This window comes from Pseudoalteromonas sp. A3, from assembly GCF_025942345.1.
Classification (GTDB): Bacteria; Pseudomonadota; Gammaproteobacteria; order Enterobacterales; family Alteromonadaceae; genus Pseudoalteromonas; species Pseudoalteromonas atlantica.
This window is the reverse complement of sequence record NZ_JAPCKL010000006.1, coordinates 108,414-126,250: the sequence shown is the minus strand read 5'-3', so window position 1 is coordinate 126,250 and position 17,837 is coordinate 108,414. Positions and strand designations below refer to the sequence as shown.

13 protein-coding genes are annotated in these 17,837 nt (G+C 41.2%); 11 read left to right on the top strand and 2 right to left on the bottom strand.

Annotated features, from left to right (window positions below):
- The 3 genes from OIZ54_RS12520 (at position 1) to rlmB (ending at position 4,003) form a co-directional block, all read left to right on the top strand.
- Entirely contained in the window at positions 1-615 is a 615-nt protein-coding gene (locus OIZ54_RS12520) for a DNA-binding response regulator (protein ID WP_029772010.1), read from the top strand.
- Between the two features lie 146 nt (positions 616-761).
- A complete protein-coding gene (gene rnr / locus OIZ54_RS12515) occupies positions 762-3,263 on the top strand; it encodes a ribonuclease R (RefSeq protein WP_029772011.1) in 2,502 nt (833 codons plus the stop codon).
- The gene (rlmB, locus tag OIZ54_RS12510; protein WP_029772012.1) at positions 3,260-4,003 is read left to right on the top strand and encodes a 23S rRNA (guanosine(2251)-2'-O)-methyltransferase RlmB; all 744 of its coding nucleotides are present in this window, start codon (positions 3,260-3,262) and stop codon (positions 4,001-4,003) included. The genes rnr and rlmB overlap by 4 nt, the downstream gene beginning before the upstream one ends.
- Positions 4,004-4,202: 199 nt before the next feature.
- Here rlmB and OIZ54_RS12505 read toward each other — a convergent pair whose 3' ends face one another.
- Entirely contained in the window at positions 4,203-5,051 is an 849-nt protein-coding gene (locus OIZ54_RS12505) for a LysR family transcriptional regulator (protein WP_029772013.1), read from the bottom strand.
- Between the two features lie 126 nt (positions 5,052-5,177).
- Between OIZ54_RS12505 and OIZ54_RS12500 the strand changes: the two genes are divergently transcribed.
- The 5 genes from OIZ54_RS12500 (at position 5,178) to dgt (ending at position 14,065) form a co-directional block, all read left to right on the top strand.
- Positions 5,178-5,777 carry a hypothetical protein gene (locus OIZ54_RS12500; RefSeq protein WP_264390525.1) on the top strand — a complete coding sequence of 200 codons (600 nt, stop codon included), beginning with the start codon at positions 5,178-5,180 and terminating at the stop codon, positions 5,775-5,777.
- A 98-nt stretch (positions 5,778-5,875) separates the two neighbouring features.
- Complete coding sequence (gcvT, locus tag OIZ54_RS12495) at positions 5,876-6,958, top strand: glycine cleavage system aminomethyltransferase GcvT (RefSeq protein ID WP_264390524.1); 1,083 nt, start codon at positions 5,876-5,878, stop codon at positions 6,956-6,958.
- A 72-nt stretch (positions 6,959-7,030) separates the two neighbouring features.
- A complete protein-coding gene (gcvH, locus tag OIZ54_RS12490; RefSeq protein WP_004587592.1) occupies positions 7,031-7,420 on the top strand; it encodes a glycine cleavage system protein GcvH in 390 nt (129 codons plus the stop codon).
- Positions 7,421-7,574: 154 nt separating this feature from the next.
- Positions 7,575-10,466: an aminomethyl-transferring glycine dehydrogenase gene (gene gcvP, locus OIZ54_RS12485; RefSeq protein WP_264390523.1), complete on the top strand. Its 2,892-nt coding sequence runs from the start codon at positions 7,575-7,577 to the stop codon at positions 10,464-10,466.
- A gap of 1,001 nt (positions 10,467-11,467) precedes the next feature.
- Positions 11,468-14,065: a dGTP triphosphohydrolase gene (gene dgt, locus OIZ54_RS12480; protein WP_264390522.1), complete on the top strand. Its 2,598-nt coding sequence runs from the start codon at positions 11,468-11,470 to the stop codon at positions 14,063-14,065.
- Between the two features lie 820 nt (positions 14,066-14,885).
- Here the strand turns inward: dgt and OIZ54_RS12475 are convergent.
- Positions 14,886-15,923, bottom strand: coding sequence for an IS110 family transposase (locus OIZ54_RS12475; RefSeq protein ID WP_264390521.1), 1,038 nt, complete (start codon positions 15,921-15,923; stop codon positions 14,886-14,888).
- A 144-nt stretch (positions 15,924-16,067) separates the two neighbouring features.
- Between OIZ54_RS12475 and OIZ54_RS12470 the strand changes: the two genes are divergently transcribed.
- The 3 genes from OIZ54_RS12470 to OIZ54_RS12460 all read left to right on the top strand — a co-directional run.
- Positions 16,068-17,042, top strand: a complete 975-nt coding sequence (locus tag OIZ54_RS12470; RefSeq protein WP_264390520.1) for a transposase — start codon at positions 16,068-16,070, stop codon at positions 17,040-17,042.
- Between the two features lie 126 nt (positions 17,043-17,168).
- Positions 17,169-17,384, top strand: coding sequence for a transposase (locus OIZ54_RS12465; RefSeq protein WP_264390519.1), 216 nt, complete (start codon positions 17,169-17,171; stop codon positions 17,382-17,384).
- An 8-nt stretch (positions 17,385-17,392) separates the two neighbouring features.
- On the top strand, positions 17,393-17,837 hold a 445-nt coding region (locus OIZ54_RS12460), incomplete at its 3' end, for a transposase (protein ID WP_413680533.1).

The following is a 17,837-nucleotide window of genomic DNA, read 5'->3' as shown; positions in this document are numbered from 1 at the left end:
ATGATCAAAGTATATTTAGTGGAAGATCAAGCACTCGTGCGTGACGCAGTAGGGGCATTGTTAAGCCTTGATTTTAATATTGAAGTGATAGGCCAAGCCAGTAACGGCCAAGATGCCCTTAATGCAATAAAAGCACTGGCCGATGAGGCATTGCCAGACATAATTTTAACCGATATTGAAATGCCACACATGAGCGGTATAGAGCTAAGTGAGCAAATAGCGGCCACGTTCCCAACCATTAAAATGGTTATTATGACCACGTTTTCGCGAGCTGGTTATATTAGGCGCTCGCTCGCCCTAGGCGTTAAAGGTTTCATTTTAAAAGAAGCGCCAAGTGATGAGCTTATCAATGCACTTAAAAAAGTAATGCAAGGGCAAAAAGTTATAGATCCAGAGCTTGCCATTAACGCGCTTGACGATGCCGACCCGCTCACCGATAAAGAGCGCAAAGCACTTAAGCTTGCAAGCGATGGCTTAAAAACAAGCGAGATAGCCAAACAGCTGTTTATAAGCGAAGGCACAACACGTAATTATTTATCCGATGCTATCGCAAAACTCAATGCCACTAACCGCGTAGATGCAGCGCGTATTGCAAAGCAAAAAGGCTGGTTATAATCGCGCTTATATTAAGTGATGATTAAGGCCATTAAGCGTATGTTTTACTTATTAAAGCGGTTTATTAAAAGTTTCATACGCTTTTACCTGTCTCATTTTACGTATATGGGTTAAAATACCTACATAACCAACTAACAAGATAGTGAATGTCAAACCAAGATCCAAATCTCAGCCGAGAACAAGAAAAGTACGAAAACCCAGTCCCTAGTCGTGAGTTTATACTTACTCACCTTCAAGAGCGTTCAAAACCTGCTAACTTCACGCAACTTTGTGATGAATTAGCTGTAAACGATACCGAACGCCAAATTGCATTTAAGCGCCGCCTTCGTGCCATGGAGCGCGATGGCCAATTGTATTTTAATAAGTTTAAATGTTACGCCCTAATTGACGAAGCCGGTTTAACCAAAGGCAAAGTAATTGGCCACAGAGACGGTTTTGGCTTTTTAGAAGTTGAAGGCGAGAGCAAAGATTGGTTTATAGCCAAGCATCAAATGAACATGGTGCTGCACGGCGACATCGTACTTGCTAAAGGCACAAAACGTGGCTCAGGCTCAAAATGTGATGCCCGCATAATTAAAGTACTCACCAACGAGCGCGCACCTATTGTAGGGCGTTATTTTGTTGAGCATGGTATTGCAGTTGTGGTAGCCGAAGACCCACGTATTACCCAAGATATTATTATTCTGCCAGGCAGTGAAAACGGCGCGCGCCATAACCAAATGGTGCAAGTGCAAATCACTCAAAACCCTAGCCGTAACATGAACGCGGTAGGTAAAATTATTGACGTACTGGGCGAGCATTTAGCGCCAGGTATGGAAATAGAGGTGGCACTGCGCAATCACGATATTCCTCATGTTTGGCCAGAAGAAGTGGAAGAACAAGTTGCTCATTTAGGTGAGTTTGTTGATGAAGCCGACAAACAAGGCCGTGTAGATTTACGCGACCTGCCACTGGTCACCATAGATGGTGAAGACGCCCGCGACTTTGATGATGCCGTATATTGTGAGCGTAAAAAATCTGGCGGCTGGCGCTTATGGGTAGCCATTGCCGATGTATCGCATTATGTAGGTATGAACACGCCGCTAAATAAAGAAGCGATTGCTCGCGGTAACTCAGTGTATTTTCCTGAGCAAGTAATTCCAATGCTGCCAAAAGTGTTGTCGAACGGTTTATGTTCGCTTAACCCTAAAGTAGACCGCCTGTGTATGGTGGCCGAAATGACGGTATCAGACGCAGGTAAGCTTTCGGGTTATAAGTTTTACGAAGCGGTGATGAACTCGCATGCGCGTTTAACCTACACCAAAGTAAATGCCATTTTACAAGGTGATGAAAAGCTACGCGAAGAATACGCACCCGTAGTGCCACATTTAACTGACTTACAGCAAATGTATATGGCGCTTAAATCGGCGCGCCAAACCCGTGGTGCTATTGAGTTTGAAACGCTCGAAACGCGTTTTGTATTTAACGCACACCGTAAAATAGAGTCAATTGTGCCGGTTGTTCGTAACGACGCGCACAAACTGATTGAAGAATGTATGATTTTAGCCAACGTATCGGCGGCTAAATTATTAGAAAAACACGAAGCCAGCGCGCTTTACCGTGTGCACGATGAGCCAGATCAAGAAAAACTAGGTAACTTTACTCAGTTTTTAAGTGAGCTTGGCATTCAAAGCACATTAAGCGATGAGCCAACACCGAAAGAAATTACCCAAGTGTTAGCCCGTTTAGGCGACCGCCCTGAGGCCGAGCTTATTCAAACCATGCTACTTCGTTCAATGAAGCAAGCGGTTTATCAGCCAGACAACATAGGCCACTTTGGCTTAGCGCTGCCTGCGTACGCACACTTTACCTCACCGATTCGTCGTTACCCTGATTTAGTGGTACACCGTGCAATTAAAGCGGTAATAAAAGCACAAGGTCAGCAAACATCGGGCGCATACGCGTACACCGATGATGAAGTAGACCAACTAGGCGAGCAATGTTCAACCACCGAGCGCCGCGCAGACGACGCAACGCGTGAAGTTGCCGACTGGCTTAAATGTGAGTTTATGCAAGATCACGTGGGTGATGAGTTTAACGGGGTTATTTCATCCGTTACTAACTTTGGCTTATTTATACGCCTAGACGACTTACAAATTGATGGCCTGATCCATGTTACTAATTTAGGTGATGAATACTTCCATCATGATGGTGCAAAACACACCCTAATTGGCGAGCATACACATACCGTTTACCGCCTTGGCGATAAAGTAACGGTACAAGTTGCTTCGGTAAGTTTAGATGAGCGCCGTATAAATTTAACGCTCAGTGGTGATGTGGCTCAAGATAGATACGCGCGTCGCCGTGGCTCAGCTAAAGGAGCAGGGCGCGGTAAATCAAGCCATGCACCAGCAAGTGTAAGATCGCAGCTTAAAGCGGGTAAAATCCCTGGAAAAAACACATCAGGCGATGAAAAACCCAAAGCTGGCAAAAAACCAGCCAGTAAAAGCAAAGGCAAACCAGCGGGTAAGTCTGGCGCAAAACCAGCCGGTAAAAAAGCCGCTGAAACCACCGCTAAGAAAAAACCGAAAAAAAAGGCAGTTAAAAAGCCTAAAAGACCAGGCAAAAATGCCCGTAAACGTAATAGCCCAGGAGCAAACAATACGTGAGTAATGAATTAATTTTTGGCTTTCACTCTGTTGAAGCAATTTTAGCAAAAGAGCCAGAGCGTTTTTTAGAAATTTATGCCCTAAAAGGTCGTGATGATAAGCGCTTATCCCCGATTATTAATGAAGCACGTAAATTTGGTATTTCTGTACAATTTATGCAGCGAAAAGCGCTAGATAACAAAGCAAACGATGAGCAGCATCAAGGCATTATTGCCAATGTAAAAGCTGCGCGTGTTTACAACGAAAAAGATTTAGATGAGATCATTGCTCGCGAAGATACGCCGTTTTTATTAGTACTAGATGGCATAACCGATCCACATAATTTAGGTGCCTGCCTACGTAGCGCAGATGCAGCAGGTGTACACGCTATAATTGTACCTAAAGATAAGTCGGCCAAGCTTAACGGCACAGCACGTAAAGTAGCCTGTGGCGCAGCCGAAACCGTACCGCTTATTCAGGTAACAAACCTGGCGCGTACGCTTCGCGAAATTAAAGACGCAGGTGTTTGGGTTGTGGGCACCGCTGGCGAAACAGACACCCATGTGTTTGATGCAAACCTTACTGGGCCAATGGCAATAGTAATGGGAGCAGAGGGCGAGGGCATGCGCCGTTTAACGCGTGAGCATTGCGACGTGTTAGTTAAAATTCCGATGGCAGGAAGTGTTTCTAGCTTAAATGTATCGGTAGCCACCGGTATTTGTTTATTTGAAGTGCTACGCCAACGTAACGTAAATAACTAATATCCATTTGCTTAATTAATATTTTTATTATTAGGCAGCTAAGCGTGTCGATAGACAAAAACTCGTTATTTAATCGTTTAAATGAGGGTTTTAGTTAGCGCCAGGTTTAGCTTACAAAACGCCGAGGTTATTTTAACCTCGGCGTTTTTTATGTAGCGTAGTTGGTAATTTTACAGGTTAAGCAAATCGCCAACGCGCACTAATAGCCTAAACGTAATGCGATAAACTCAGCAAGTTTGTCTACTGCATGCTCCGACTCCCCACCGCTTTTTATTAAGCTAATACCTATGCTACCAAGAGCTGGTAAATATTTACTTTGCGCCTGAAAATTAAGATCGCTTGGCACCGTACTTTTAGCCAGTACAGTAATACCCAAGCCTTCTTTTAAAGCGGCAATAAGGCCGGTTAAATCGGCATTGCTGTAAACAATTCGGTATTTTATATTGGCACTTTTAAGTGCATCTGTAGCGCGGCGCCTATAAATACAGCCCTCGGGCGCGGTGACTAAGGTTACTACCTCATTTTTTGCCTGTGCTAGGTCGCCCACCCATACTAGCTCGTCTTGCATAAAAATAGGGAACTTGTCTGAATTAAGGCGCTCGTTAAGTGCTAAAACAAGATCAAATTGATCTTGCCTTGAGGCTGACAGTAAATGTTTACTTAAGCGCGATTTAACCTCCAGCGATACCTCAGGATAAAGCGAGACAAAATCACCAATAATAGAGGGTAAAATACGTGCTGCAAATTCGCTAGGAATACCCAAGCGCACTTTACCGGTTATGCTTTCTGAGGTGAACTGCTGCAAAATAGCATCGTTATACTGCATCATTTGTTTTGCCATAGGCAAAAGTAGCTCACCGTACTGATTAAGCACCTGGCGCTGGCCCTGCTTTTTAAATAATTTATAACCGAGTAAATCTTCAAGGCGTTTAATTTGCAAGCTTACCGCAGGTTGCGATAACCCCAGTAGGTCGCCGGCTTTTGCAAATCCACCTACCTCAACAACCATTACAAAGGTACGCAAACTGTCGGTTGATATGTTTTTCATATTTAAAATTACAATTTATATAGCTATATATATAAGTATTATTTATCAATTGATAAATAATTACAATTTGTTGTTGTCACAGTGGCGCAATATACTTTTGGTATCAAAAATACACAGGTGTTTGTTATGACTTTTAACCCAATAATGTTTGCCCGCCACAGCAATGCTGCAAGTGCAGTTACCAATGCCGTGCAAGCAAATAACAACCTCGTTGTAATGGATTTTAGTGGCAGTGAAACCAGTGTATTTTTAAGCACTATTTTAGGGTTAGATCTCACAAAGCTTACAGCCAGCGGCTTAGGCCTAAAAGGCACGCTTGATGGCGATTTAAATTCTGATTACAGCTTTGCCGTTTATTACTTTAGCGAAACCGCATTTAGATTTGTATTACCGCACAGCGCAAGCTTGCAATTACAAGCACTGATAAACGAGCAGCAACTTCGTTTTGATATTGATTATGTACTACGTAGCGACCTTGCAACTCTTGCGCTGTGTGGAGCAAACGCATTTGATACCTTAATTAGCGCGTTTAAATTAACGCCAGGGCTGCGTTTATCTAACCCACTACTATGTTATGGCGCGCAAAGCGGTGAAGTATTTATTACCGCCATAGATAAAAACGACGAACAGCACTTTGTGTTAGTAGCCAAGCAACAAGAACTACAAAAATGGCAACAGCACTTACAAGCACAAGGTTTTGCCCTAATGCAAAACGAAGCTGCCTAATACATAAAATAACCGGTAAACATAACCGTGTTTACCTGTTGAGTTAAATCTATTTAAGCCACGCCCGCACAGGGTTAATTTAAAAGTGAAGGAATGTTATGACTTCTAAAACTGTACTACATGCTAAGCACCTTGAAGCAGGCGCAAAAATGGTTGATTTTCATGGCTGGGAAATGCCAATCAACTACGGCTCACAAATAGAAGAACACAATGCAGTGCGTACCGATGCAGGTATGTTTGACGTATCACACATGACCATTGTTGATATTGAAGGCGAACAAGCAAAAGCATTTTTACGTAAATTAGTAGCAAACGACGTAGCAAAATTAACCGTACCAGGTAAAGCGCTTTACACTGGCATGCTTAACGAGCAAGGCGGCGTAATCGACGATTTAATTATTTACTACTTTAGCGAAACGTTTTATCGCTTAGTGGTAAATTCTGCCACCCGCGAAAAAGATTTAGCTCACTTAGCTAAAGTATCTGCCGACTTTACAGTAACCGTAACTGAGCGCCCAGAGTTTGCAATGATTGCAGTACAAGGCCCTAACGCTAAAGCAAAAACAGCCACTCTTTTAAATGCCGAGCAACAAGCAGCCGTTGAAGGCATGAAGCCATTTTTTGGTGTACAAGTAGGTGATTTATTTATTGCCACAACGGGTTATACTGGCGAAGACGGTTACGAAATAGTAGTACCGAACGAGCAAACAGCCGATTTATGGCAACAACTGCTAGATGCAGGTGTAGCGCCAGCCGGTTTAGGTGCACGTGACACGCTACGCTTAGAAGCAGGTATGAACCTTTACGGCCTAGATATGGACGAAAGCGTATCGCCACTTGCAGCTAACATGGCATGGACTATTGCATGGGAACCAGAAGATCGTGACTTTATTGGTCGTGACGTACTTGTTAAGCAACGCGCCGAAAAAAGCACCCATAAACTTGTTGGTTTAGTGCTTGAAGAAAAAGGCGTATTGCGTAGCGGCTCAAAAGTAATTGTTGAAGGTGGTGAAGGGGTAATTACCTCAGGTACTTTCTCACCAACACTTGGTTTTAGTGTAGCCCTTGCACGTGTACCGCGTTCAACAGGGGATACAGCCCAAGTAGAAATGCGCAAAAAATTAGTTAACGTTAAAGTAGTAAAGCCTAGCTTTGTACGTAACGGCAAATCAATCATTTAAAAATTTGGTTATACCAATCACAATAATTATTGTGATTGGTATCCTCCCAATCTAAACCAAAGGAACAAAATAATGAGCAATATCCCTAGCGATTTAAAATACGCCTCTTCTCACGAGTGGGTTCGCAACGAAGGTGACGGTACATTTACTGTGGGTATTTCTGAGCATGCGCAAGAGCTGCTTGGCGACATGGTATTTGTAGAACTACCAGAAGTAGGCGATGCAGTAGATGCAGGCGAAGACTGTGCAGTAGCAGAGTCGGTTAAAGCTGCATCAGACATTTACGCACCAGTTGGCGGCGAAATTGTAGCGATTAACGAAGAGCTAGAAGACGCACCAGAAACGGTTAACAACGACCCATACGGTGACGGCTGGTTATTCCGCATTAAAGCAACTGACGAGTCAGAGCTTGAAAACCTACTTAGCGCAGAAGACTACGCTAACACAATCGACGAAGAGTAATACTCTAAGTAGATGACAAAAGCCCCATTCACTGTTTTTGGGGCTTTTATGATTTAACGGCCTACTTCCCATACACAGTACGTTATTAAATCATCACATATTTTAATCAATACTAATTACCCGTTAGTATTTAGGATCATAGGAATCTAGACGCATGTCAAACGCCAAATCTCTTGAACAGTTAGAGCAAAAGCAAGATTTTATTCGCCGCCACATTGGGCCAAGCCCAGCACAAGTAAGCGATATGCTAAGTGCTTTAGAAGTATCAAGTGTGCAAGAGCTGATCGACCAAACTGTACCTGCAAGCATTCGCTTAGCGCAGCCATTAACAGTTGGCGAAAGCCGTACTGAAGTTGAAACACTAAGCTACTTAAAATCGGTAGCAAGCAAAAATAAAGTTTTCAAATCGTACATTGGCCAAGGCTACCACCCAACGCACGTACCGCACGTAATTTTACGTAACGTACTAGAAAACCCAGGTTGGTATACTGCGTACACGCCGTACCAGCCAGAAATTGCGCAAGGGCGTTTAGAGTCGTTATTAAATTTTCAAACTATGACCCTAGATTTAACAGGCCTAGATTTAGCAAGTGCCTCGTTGCTTGACGAATCAACCGCTGCTGCTGAGGCTATGGGCCTTGCAAAACGCGTATCTAAAGCTAAAAAAGCCAATGCCTTTTTTATTGCCGATGACGTACACACACAAACAATCGACGTAGTAAGCACCCGTGCTGAGCAGTTTGGTTTTGAAATCATTGTAGGTAAAGCAGAAGATGCCGTTAACCACGACATTTTTGGCGCACTTTTCCAATACCCAACTACATCAGGTGAAGTAGTCGATATAACCGACCTAATTGCTGGCGTACAAAGCAAAAAGGCCATTGCCTGTGTTGCTGCCGACATTATGAGCTTATTACTATTAAAAGCACCGGGTAAATTAGGTGCCGACGTAGTACTTGGTTCGGCTCAGCGTTTTGGTGTACCTATGGGTTACGGCGGACCACACGCTGCATTTTTTGCAACGCGTGACGCATACAAACGCTCATTACCAGGGCGTATTATTGGTGTATCTAAAGACCGTTTAGGTAACGATGCACTGCGTATGGCCATGCAAACGCGCGAACAACACATTCGCCGCGACAAAGCCAACTCAAACATTTGTACAGCGCAGGTACTACTTGCCAACATGGCCGCGTTTTACGCGGTGTACCACGGCCCACAAGGCTTAAAAACTATCGCGCAGCGTATACATCGCTTTGCTGATATTTTAGCAACTGGCCTAAAAGCTAAAGGTGTAGCACTTAAACACAGCACCTGGTTTGATACGCTAACAGTAGTGAGCGACAGCAAAGACGACGTAATAGCGCGTGCACTTGCCAAAGGCGTTAACTTTGCCACAAACCACGACGGCGAATACTCTATTTCGGTTTCAGAAACTACCACACGCGCCGATGTAGCTGAGCTATTTGATATTGTACTAGGTGAAGGCCATGGCCTAAGCGTAGATGGTATTGCAGCCGATATTGAAGCAAACGGTAGCGACTCTATTCCAGCTAGTTTAGTACGTGATGACGAAGTATTAACGCATCCAAACTTTAACAGCTACCACAGCGAAACAGACATGCTTCGCTACATTAAGCGCCTAGAAAACAAAGATTTAGCGCTTAACCACTCAATGATCTCGTTAGGTTCATGTACCATGAAACTAAACGCGACCGCTGAGATGATCCCAATTACATGGCCTGAATTTGCAAACTTGCACCCATTCTGCCCGCTCGATCAGGCCGAAGGTTACCAAATAATGATTAACGAGCTGCACGACTGGCTAGTTAATATTACTGGATACGATGCAGTTTCACTACAGCCAAACTCTGGCGCACAAGGTGAATACGCAGGCTTAATTGCTATTCGTAAATACCACGAGTCACGCGGCGATGCGCACCGTAACGTATGTTTAATTCCAAGCTCAGCGCACGGTACTAACCCTGCATCTGCGCAAATGGCCAGCATGAAAATTGTAGTGGTTGATTGCGATAAAAACGGTAACGTAGACATGGGCGATCTAAAAGCGAAAGCCGAAGAAGTGTCTGAAAACTTATCGTGTATTATGATCACATACCCATCTACACACGGCGTTTACGAAGAAACCATTCGTGAAATTTGTGACATTGTGCACGAGCACGGCGGCCAAGTTTACATGGATGGCGCAAACATGAACGCGCAAGTAGGCGTAACAAGCCCAGGCTTTATTGGCTCAGACGTATCGCACTTAAACTTGCACAAAACGTTTTGTATTCCGCACGGCGGTGGCGGCCCAGGTGTAGGCCCAATTGGTGTTAAATCGCACCTTGCGCCATTTATGCCAAACCACAGCGTAATTAACGTACCGGGTACAAACATTAACAACGGTGCAGTATCAGCAGCGCCTTACGGCTCAGCCGCTATTTTACCTATTTCATGGGCTTACATTACCATGATGGGCTCAGAGGGCTTAAAACAAGCTACTGAAATGGCGATAGTGAATGCTAACTACTTAACGCACGAGTTAAGCCAGCACTTCCCAATTTTATACCGTGGCCGTAACAACCGCGTTGCGCACGAATGTATTGTTGACCTACGCCCACTTAAAGAGCAATCAGGCATTACCGAAATGGACGTAGCTAAGCGCTTGCAAGATTACGGCTTCCATTCACCAACCATGTCGTTCCCTGTAGCGGGCACGTTAATGATTGAGCCAACTGAATCTGAGTCAAAAGGCGAGATAGACCGCTTTATCGAAGCTATGGTGTCAATTAAAGGCGAAATCGACAAAGTAATCTCTGGCGAATGGTCAATTGAAAACAACCCACTTGTATTTGCACCGCATACACAAGCTGACGTGTTAGGTAACGAATGGGACCGCGCGTACGACCGTTTTTACGCTGCATTCCCAGTGCCTTCAGTAGCAAAAGACAAGTTCTGGCCAACCGTTACACGAATAGATGACGTATACGGCGACCGTAACTTGGTATGTTCATGCCCAGCGGTTGAGACATACCGTGATTAAGAGCAGAGACTAATTTTTTGACCTTTAATGGGGAGTAAGCTCCATTATAGTTTGAAAATTTATCAAAATTATAAAAGCCGTTGCAGCAATGCAGCGGCTTTTTTGTGTGTGGTGATTCGCCATAAATTATATGAACGTAGGTTGGGTAGAGTGATACGAAACCCAAATATACTTACTCGCTCAAAAGCCAAGAGTATGTGTTATTAGTTGTAGGCGTTTAGCTTGCTGACGCGCGGGCGGCAGCCCGAATAAGTATTTGAATAGGTACTTGGAATTACTATTACAGATAGCGCGAATACGTTTCGCACTTTTTTAAAGATTAGAAACCTTATTCAAGGTTTTTGCTAGATTGCTGGCGGCAACCAAGGGGCGGCTACCGCCGACCGCCCCTTGGAATCCCACGGCGCCCCGAGCATCACGCTGTTTCCTTCAAATCACAATTGATGTGAACGTAAACGGCGAAGATAGGCCATCCATGGCGTAGTTTCACCTTATCGCGCATCCATGCGCGACATTACTCATCAATTGCTATTTTCAGGGCGCGATGACGGGGGAGGGTGTTAAACGTGAGATTAGTGTTTGCTCTTGGCAAGAAACAAGACCTGTCCTCGTTCTTGTCCAATAATAATTTATTGTTACTGAAAATTACTACAACTCAGTGAGAATACGTGGGCTAACATTGGAAATATTAGCCTCATACAATATGAATCAATGAATTAAAACCCCGTGTCTACTTTATCGGGCTCAGATCATATTGCTTATGGCTTTATAGCCTTTTTTATCAAGGGCAGCAACGGATTGCATATCAGTTGTTCGGTATAAATAGGGTAAGTTTAGGCACTTAAAGTAGATATAAATTTCCTACCACGCAATCAAGTTACTACTTCCGTAAAGCTCTAGAAAATAATTAAATAGCAAAAGGCTTCGATAAAGCCATTATATATTTGACAAATAAGTATAAAACATAATAATTGGCAAAAATATCATAGGGAGACGAAACTATGTCAGAGCTTGGAACTTGGGAAGAAAAATTAAAAACTAGAATTATTAGCGCATACCATTCTATCGGGACTCTATCACCTAGTGCACTTGCTGAATACTGTGAAGGAGCAAGCCCAAAAGACATTTCTAAAATACTTGAGAAGATATCAGAAAAAGAGTTGGAATCAGGTGTTAGAAAAATCGATTTCAAAGCTCAATCCAATTTCTTTTTTAGACTTCCTGCAGCTAACCCCGAGTTCTTTCAATGGTGGTACACACTTGAATCACAAGAAAAACTTGCGAGCATTATTTCCGAACATTTAGATATCAGAGCTATGAAAGGTTTATGCCTAGGTACCCCAACAATAGCAGCCTATTTGCACTCTATGAATGTAGATACAACATTATTGGATATTGATAGTGATATTATTACTTGTTACAAACAAGTAATGTCGAAAATTAACAATGATCAAACCATTTTAGCCTATGAATACGATGTTTACCATGAAATTGAAAGTCAGTTTGAACATGTGTTTGACTATGTTGTAATCGATCCGCCTTGGTATCAACCTTATTTTATAAAGTTCATCAACCGAGCTATCACTTCACTAAAAAATAATGGAATTATTTTCTGTTCGATACCAAAAGTTTTAACGAGGGATAATGTACAAAAACAAAGAGAAGAGCTAATTATTTCTCTATCAAGAGCAGGACATGAACTTTTATTTATTCAAAAAGGCACTATCAAGTATATTGTTCCAAAATTTGAAGAAGAAGCTTTAAGTAGCATCGATGACGAGTTCGAAATAAAACCCTGGAGAAGCTCTGATTTAATAGCTATTAAGGTAAACAATGGAAATCAACTTGAATTAGAGTCTAAATACACCGATATATCGGAATCACGTGTTAAGCTATTTTCTAGACAAAAGTCTCAAGCATTATTCAGAGTATTTTTAGATACTTCTAACAATGATATTTCATCCGTTAATGCCATAAAGGAAATCACCAAGTATTCAGAGACTGTAAGTAAAAGAGATGTCGTTGATAACTTTAACCTATGGACATCAAATAAAAAAGCATTTTACATCAGCGATATAGATGTAGGTGAAAAGATACTAGAGTGTTGGGCATTCGGTAAAACGAAAGTAAAAACTATCGGGGAATTAGCGTCATTAGGAAATGTTAATTCCCAAGCAGAAGCGCAAGAGCTTTTTGATGAGTACGAGTCAAAATTAGATCTTTGGAATCAAAACTCAGAAGGTGATATAAGGCGTACAGATGAAAAAATTAAAGAATTAACTTTATCAATTAATGACGATAACTTTGCTTCCCCACCATCTGAAAGAGAACATCTAAATTCCAGTGACGGCTACCGAATCGAGTTTCAAAGGGATAGAGATAGAATAATCTGGTCATCAGGCTTTCGTAAGTTGTCCGATAAAACACAACTATTCCCATTAGATGAAGATGAGCACCTTAGACAAAGACTAGCTCATAGTATTGAAGTTTCTCAGTTGGCTTCAACTATTGCTGCAAGCTTTGGACTAGATAAAGATTTGGTTGAAGCGGGTGCATTAGCACACGATATAGGTCACACCCCCTTCGGGCATGCAGGAGAGCATGCATTAGATATTTTACTTAAAAATCATCTAAGTATTGACTGTGGTTTTAATCATTATGAGCACGGTGTAGATGTCGTTCGATACCTTGAAGGCCCTTATCAAAACAGAGGGTTTGATTCTCACGCAGGGCTTGATTTAACACCAGAAGTCTGTGATTGCATTTTGAAACACACATATTGCCATCATGGTAGTGAAGACAAAGACAGTATATACGCCAATTCCAAGCATCAAGACATAATTAAGGGTGGTTACTCTCACTTAGAAGGTCAAGCAGTCCGAGCTGCGGACAAAATATCTTATCTATTATCAGATATAGAAGATGGTATTAAACTGAACGCGATAACATATACAGATTTGATTTCCTGCAGACTATTTCATCGAAGTCCTGTCGATTTTCGCCTTCGAGAAGGTGAGTCTCTATATTTAAAATTCATCGAGCAGCGTGGTTCCATTATAAAACTATTAATGGAAGACGTTATTCTTGAGTCTTCTAAGAGGTTATCCAAAATTAAAAGTAGAAAAGACGTTTTTTCATTAGGGGATTACGCCATATTCCATAGTCCAACTATTGATGCAGATATGGATGAAGTATGGACGAAAATTCAAGTAGCAAAATTACATAAAGATCCACGAGTTTTATCAGCCAATTTAAATGCTTCCAGAATGGTTTCAGAACTCACTATTTTGTACATCGCATTTCCTAGCTTAATCGATAATGAATTCAGAAAAGAGCACATAAGATTAAGTAGTCAAGATTCAGCATACATGAAGTTCTATAACTCATATGGGAGTGGTAAAAATAAACAAATTAAAGTTAATACTGATATTTTTAAATTTATGCCAATGGATCGTGTAATTGGAGAAGAAAAAACTATCAATTTTGCGAACTCTGTTCAGGATATCAACGTTTATGACATTGTTCTTGCTAAAGACTACGTAGCCAGCTTAACAGACAAAAAAATTAAGAAACTCTATGCTAATTTAGTACGAACTTAAAAAACAAAGGGGTCAAATCTTGACTTCATACATCAAAAAAAACAAAGGGGTCAAATCTTGACTTCATACATCAATGGTCTAGATTTATAGTTTATTGCTCATTGAGTTTATTATTATGTCTAGACCGCTGCGGATAGAGTGAGCCAAAGGGGTCAAGTCTTGACTTTAGGCATCAAGAATTCAGATTAATAGTTTACTGCTTATTGAGTTAATTTCTATGTCTAGGCTACTGCGAATAGAGTATTAAAATGCGTTTTATCATGTGGTTAACCGCACAAAGGAATGTAAAACACCTTTTTAAGCGATGACGACTTTAGGCACTTTTACACTGCATTGAGCTTCATTACTGCGTTTAATTATTTAAAAAGCCAAAGGGGTCACCTATTAGAAAGTTCCGGTCAAGCAGGCAGCTGCGTTTTCTTGATCTTTTTATTCAAAAAACCAAGTGTTTTTATTATTTAACTCAATTTAAATATGACTACGCACCTAGTAATGACGTCGATTGGTGTGAATATGCACCAGTCACCCATATGAATTTAGGCAGTTTAATTAAGCATTATTGATGATTAATTAAGGCCCTTGGCTTTCGCCTCAGTCATCGTTTAGTACCAATGTCAGTCCAGTTTCTGGCTGTGTTTACACACTGCGCTGTAACAAGTCTGTGGTTTATGCTTACACATAACCAACCCTTTGTGGCTCAAATATTGGGCATATCCAGTATTTAAAATATGAGCGGTTAACGTGTAGGCTTAATCAAATCTAATGGTTTTACCAACCCCATTACTAGCTCAACACGTTAACCTAATTTGTTTTATAGACGCTAAGCAAACGCCTTGTGTTCATCAAATGGGACGTTGTCTTTTAGCACGTGGTAACACGCTCTTGCCAGTTTATGTGCAACGGTTTTAATCGCGATAACTTGGTTTGTTTTAGCTAACTTGCGTTGATAATACTTTTTAATTGTTGGGTTATACCGAATAGCAAAGTTAGCGGCCTCAGTAAACGCCCACGCTAAGTAACGATTACCATTCTTTTGATTTGTAGCGCCTTTCTTCTTCCCATTGCTGTATTTTGCACCTTTAACGCAGCGGCAATAGGAGGAGAAATTACCTGGGCTATCAAAACGTTTAATAGTGCCTGTCTCTAACATAATGGTCAGTGCTAACGTATTCCCAATCCCATCGATACTGGTTAGGTTTATAAACTCAGGGGAGAGCGATGTTTGTTGTAATATAGCGCTCTCTATTGCATTGATTTGCTGTTGAGCACAGCGTATTAATGAGAGGTTAGAAATGACTGACAATGCTGTATTCGTTGAGCTAAAGTCGGTGTGTACTTGCTCAACATTGACGCCTTTTCTGATAGCGGCCATTTGTTTGATTTTGTTGCTACTGGGCTTATATCCAAGATGACGCATGTAACAACTTTGCACTGATAATAAGTTTTTAGTGGACTGTTGAACAATGTCCATTCGTTTACGCATTAAGTCGCGAACAGCTCTGAGCTCACGAGGATAAATGTAGCCTTCTGGCAGAATTTTTAGACGTAACATTTCAGCCAACCAGCGTGCATCACTATGATCGTCTGCATATTTTAAGCCTGAATATTGTTGAATTGCAGCGGGGTTTGCTAAGTGAAGTGTAAACCCTTCATCCATTAAAGCATCGACTAACCAATACCAATTAAATGTTGATTCGACAACAAGCCCTGTTAACTTGTCTTTATAAGGGGTTAGAAAAGATAAAATGACAGACATATCATTATTTAAACGCTTGCAGTTAAGCGTTTCACCGTGTTCATTAATGATAGCAATGACACTATTATTTGAATGCAAGTCAATTCCACCATATAGTTTCATACCAAGCTCCTCGTGATACTGTTTATGTTTTGGCCAACACAACTGTATCGAAAAACTCGAGGAGCTTTCTATATGATTATCAAGTCTTGACTTTAGACATCAAGAGTCTAGATTTATAGATTACTACTCATTGAGTGAATTACTATGTCTAGACCGCTGCGAATAGAGTATGAGAATGCGTTTTATCATGTAATGAATCGGGGAAGAGGGCGTGAAAATACCTTTTTGAGCGATGACGACTTTAAGTATTTTTTATATTGTATTGAGCAAGCAAGCCTTCGCTTTAATATTGAAGTGCATTCTTATTGTTTAATGACCAATCATTACCACCTGCTAATCAAAACCCCTGATGCAAATTTAGGCCGAGCCATGAAGCATATTAATGGCCTTTATACTCAATACTTTAACCGAACCCATAATACAGATGGTGCACTGTTTAGAGGTCGCTACAAAGCGGTGTTGGTGGATGCTGATAATTACTTACTCCATGTTAGCCGTTATATACATCGTAACCCTATAGAAGCAAGTACACAGCTAGTCGATGAACTCATTGACTATAAATGGTCTAGCTACTCAGCCTTCATCAAAAAAGCGGCGACACCGAAATGGTTAGTTCGAGACTTTATATTTTCGCTTCAAGGAAAAAAGCGTAAATATGCTGCGTACAAACAGTTTGTTGAATATGAAAATAATAAAGAAATAAGCGCTTTTTATAGTGCTAAAAAGTTATTGTCGGTTTTAGGTTGTGAGGACTTTATTGAAAGTATAAAAGACTACATTGCCAAGCCTGATAGCGAAAGAAAGCTTGTTAGTAAAAATCACTCAGCAGATGAAGTTATAGCTTACTTAGCTCAATACTTTAATGTTGAGGTTAATGAGATTATAACGGTTAAAAAGGGGCGAAAAGAGAAAAATTTACCACGCTGGTTTGCTATTAAATTATGCCAAGATTTAACGGGGTTAAATTTGCAGGCATTAGCAGCTGTTTTTAATGTTGAGCATTATTCGGCGATATCGAAATCTGTAGGTAGGTTGAATAAATTAATGGTTGAAGATGAAAAGGTTAAATTACAATTGGAAAAACTTCGAGATTGTTTGATGTCTGAAGTCAAGATTTGACCCCATTTCCCACCATTTCCACAACTGTATCGAAAAACTCGAGGAGCTTTCTATATGATTATCAAGTCTTGACTTTAGACATCAAGAGTCTAGATTTATAGTTTACTGCTTATTGAGTGAATTGCTATGTCTAGGCCGCTGCGAATAGAGTATGAGGATGCGTTTTACCATGTGATGAATCGTGGAAGAGGGCGTGAAAATACCTTTTTGAGCGATGGCGACTTTAAGTATTTTTTATATTGTATTGAGCAAGCAAGCCTTCGCTTTAATATTGAAGTGCATTCTTATTGTTTAATGACCAATCATTACCACCGACTAATCAAAACCCGGATGCAAATTTAGGCCGAGCCATGAAGCATATTAATGGCCTTTATACTCAATACTTTAATAGAGCACATAACACAGATGGTGCACTGTTTAGAGGGCGCTACAAAGCGGTGCTGGTGGATGCAGGTAACTATTTATTGCATGTTAGTCGGTACATTCACCGTAACCCAATTGAAACGAGCACCCCGATGGTAGATGACCTTGCTAAGTATACATGGTCTAGCTATTCAGCTTTCATTAAAAGGGTAGCGATACCTAAATGGCTCGTCCGAGACTTTATATTTTCGCTGCAAGGTAAAAAGCGTAAATATGCTGCTTATCAACAGTTTGTTGAATTTGAAAATAATAAAGAAATAAGTGCTTTTTATAGTGCTAAAAAGTTATTGTCGGTTTTGGGTTGTGAAGACTTTATTGAAAACATAAAAGACTATATTGCCAAGTCAGATAGCGAAAGAAAGCTTGTTAGTA

What these genes read in the sequence shown, in the direction of transcription:
- OIZ54_RS12520 (WP_029772010.1), top strand. Translation starts at nt 1, where the DNA reads ATGATCAAAGTATATTTAGTGGAAGATCAAGCACTCGTGCGTGACGCA.
- rnr (WP_029772011.1), top strand. Translation starts at nt 762, where the DNA reads ATGTCAAACCAAGATCCAAATCTCAGCCGAGAACAAGAAAAGTACGAA.
- OIZ54_RS12505 (WP_029772013.1), bottom strand. Translation starts at nt 5,051, where the DNA reads ATGAAAAACATATCAACCGACAGTTTGCGTACCTTTGTAATGGTTGTT.
- OIZ54_RS12500 (WP_264390525.1), top strand. Translation starts at nt 5,178, where the DNA reads ATGACTTTTAACCCAATAATGTTTGCCCGCCACAGCAATGCTGCAAGT.
- gcvT (WP_264390524.1), top strand. Translation starts at nt 5,876, where the DNA reads ATGACTTCTAAAACTGTACTACATGCTAAGCACCTTGAAGCAGGCGCA.
- gcvH (WP_004587592.1), top strand. Translation starts at nt 7,031, where the DNA reads ATGAGCAATATCCCTAGCGATTTAAAATACGCCTCTTCTCACGAGTGG.
- gcvP (WP_264390523.1), top strand. Translation starts at nt 7,575, where the DNA reads ATGTCAAACGCCAAATCTCTTGAACAGTTAGAGCAAAAGCAAGATTTT.
- dgt (WP_264390522.1), top strand. Translation starts at nt 11,468, where the DNA reads ATGTCAGAGCTTGGAACTTGGGAAGAAAAATTAAAAACTAGAATTATT.
- OIZ54_RS12475 (WP_264390521.1), bottom strand. Translation starts at nt 15,923, where the DNA reads ATGAAACTATATGGTGGAATTGACTTGCATTCAAATAATAGTGTCATT.
- OIZ54_RS12470 (WP_264390520.1), top strand. Translation starts at nt 16,068, where the DNA reads ATGTCTAGACCGCTGCGAATAGAGTATGAGAATGCGTTTTATCATGTA.
- OIZ54_RS12465 (WP_264390519.1), top strand. Translation starts at nt 17,169, where the DNA reads ATGTCTAGGCCGCTGCGAATAGAGTATGAGGATGCGTTTTACCATGTG.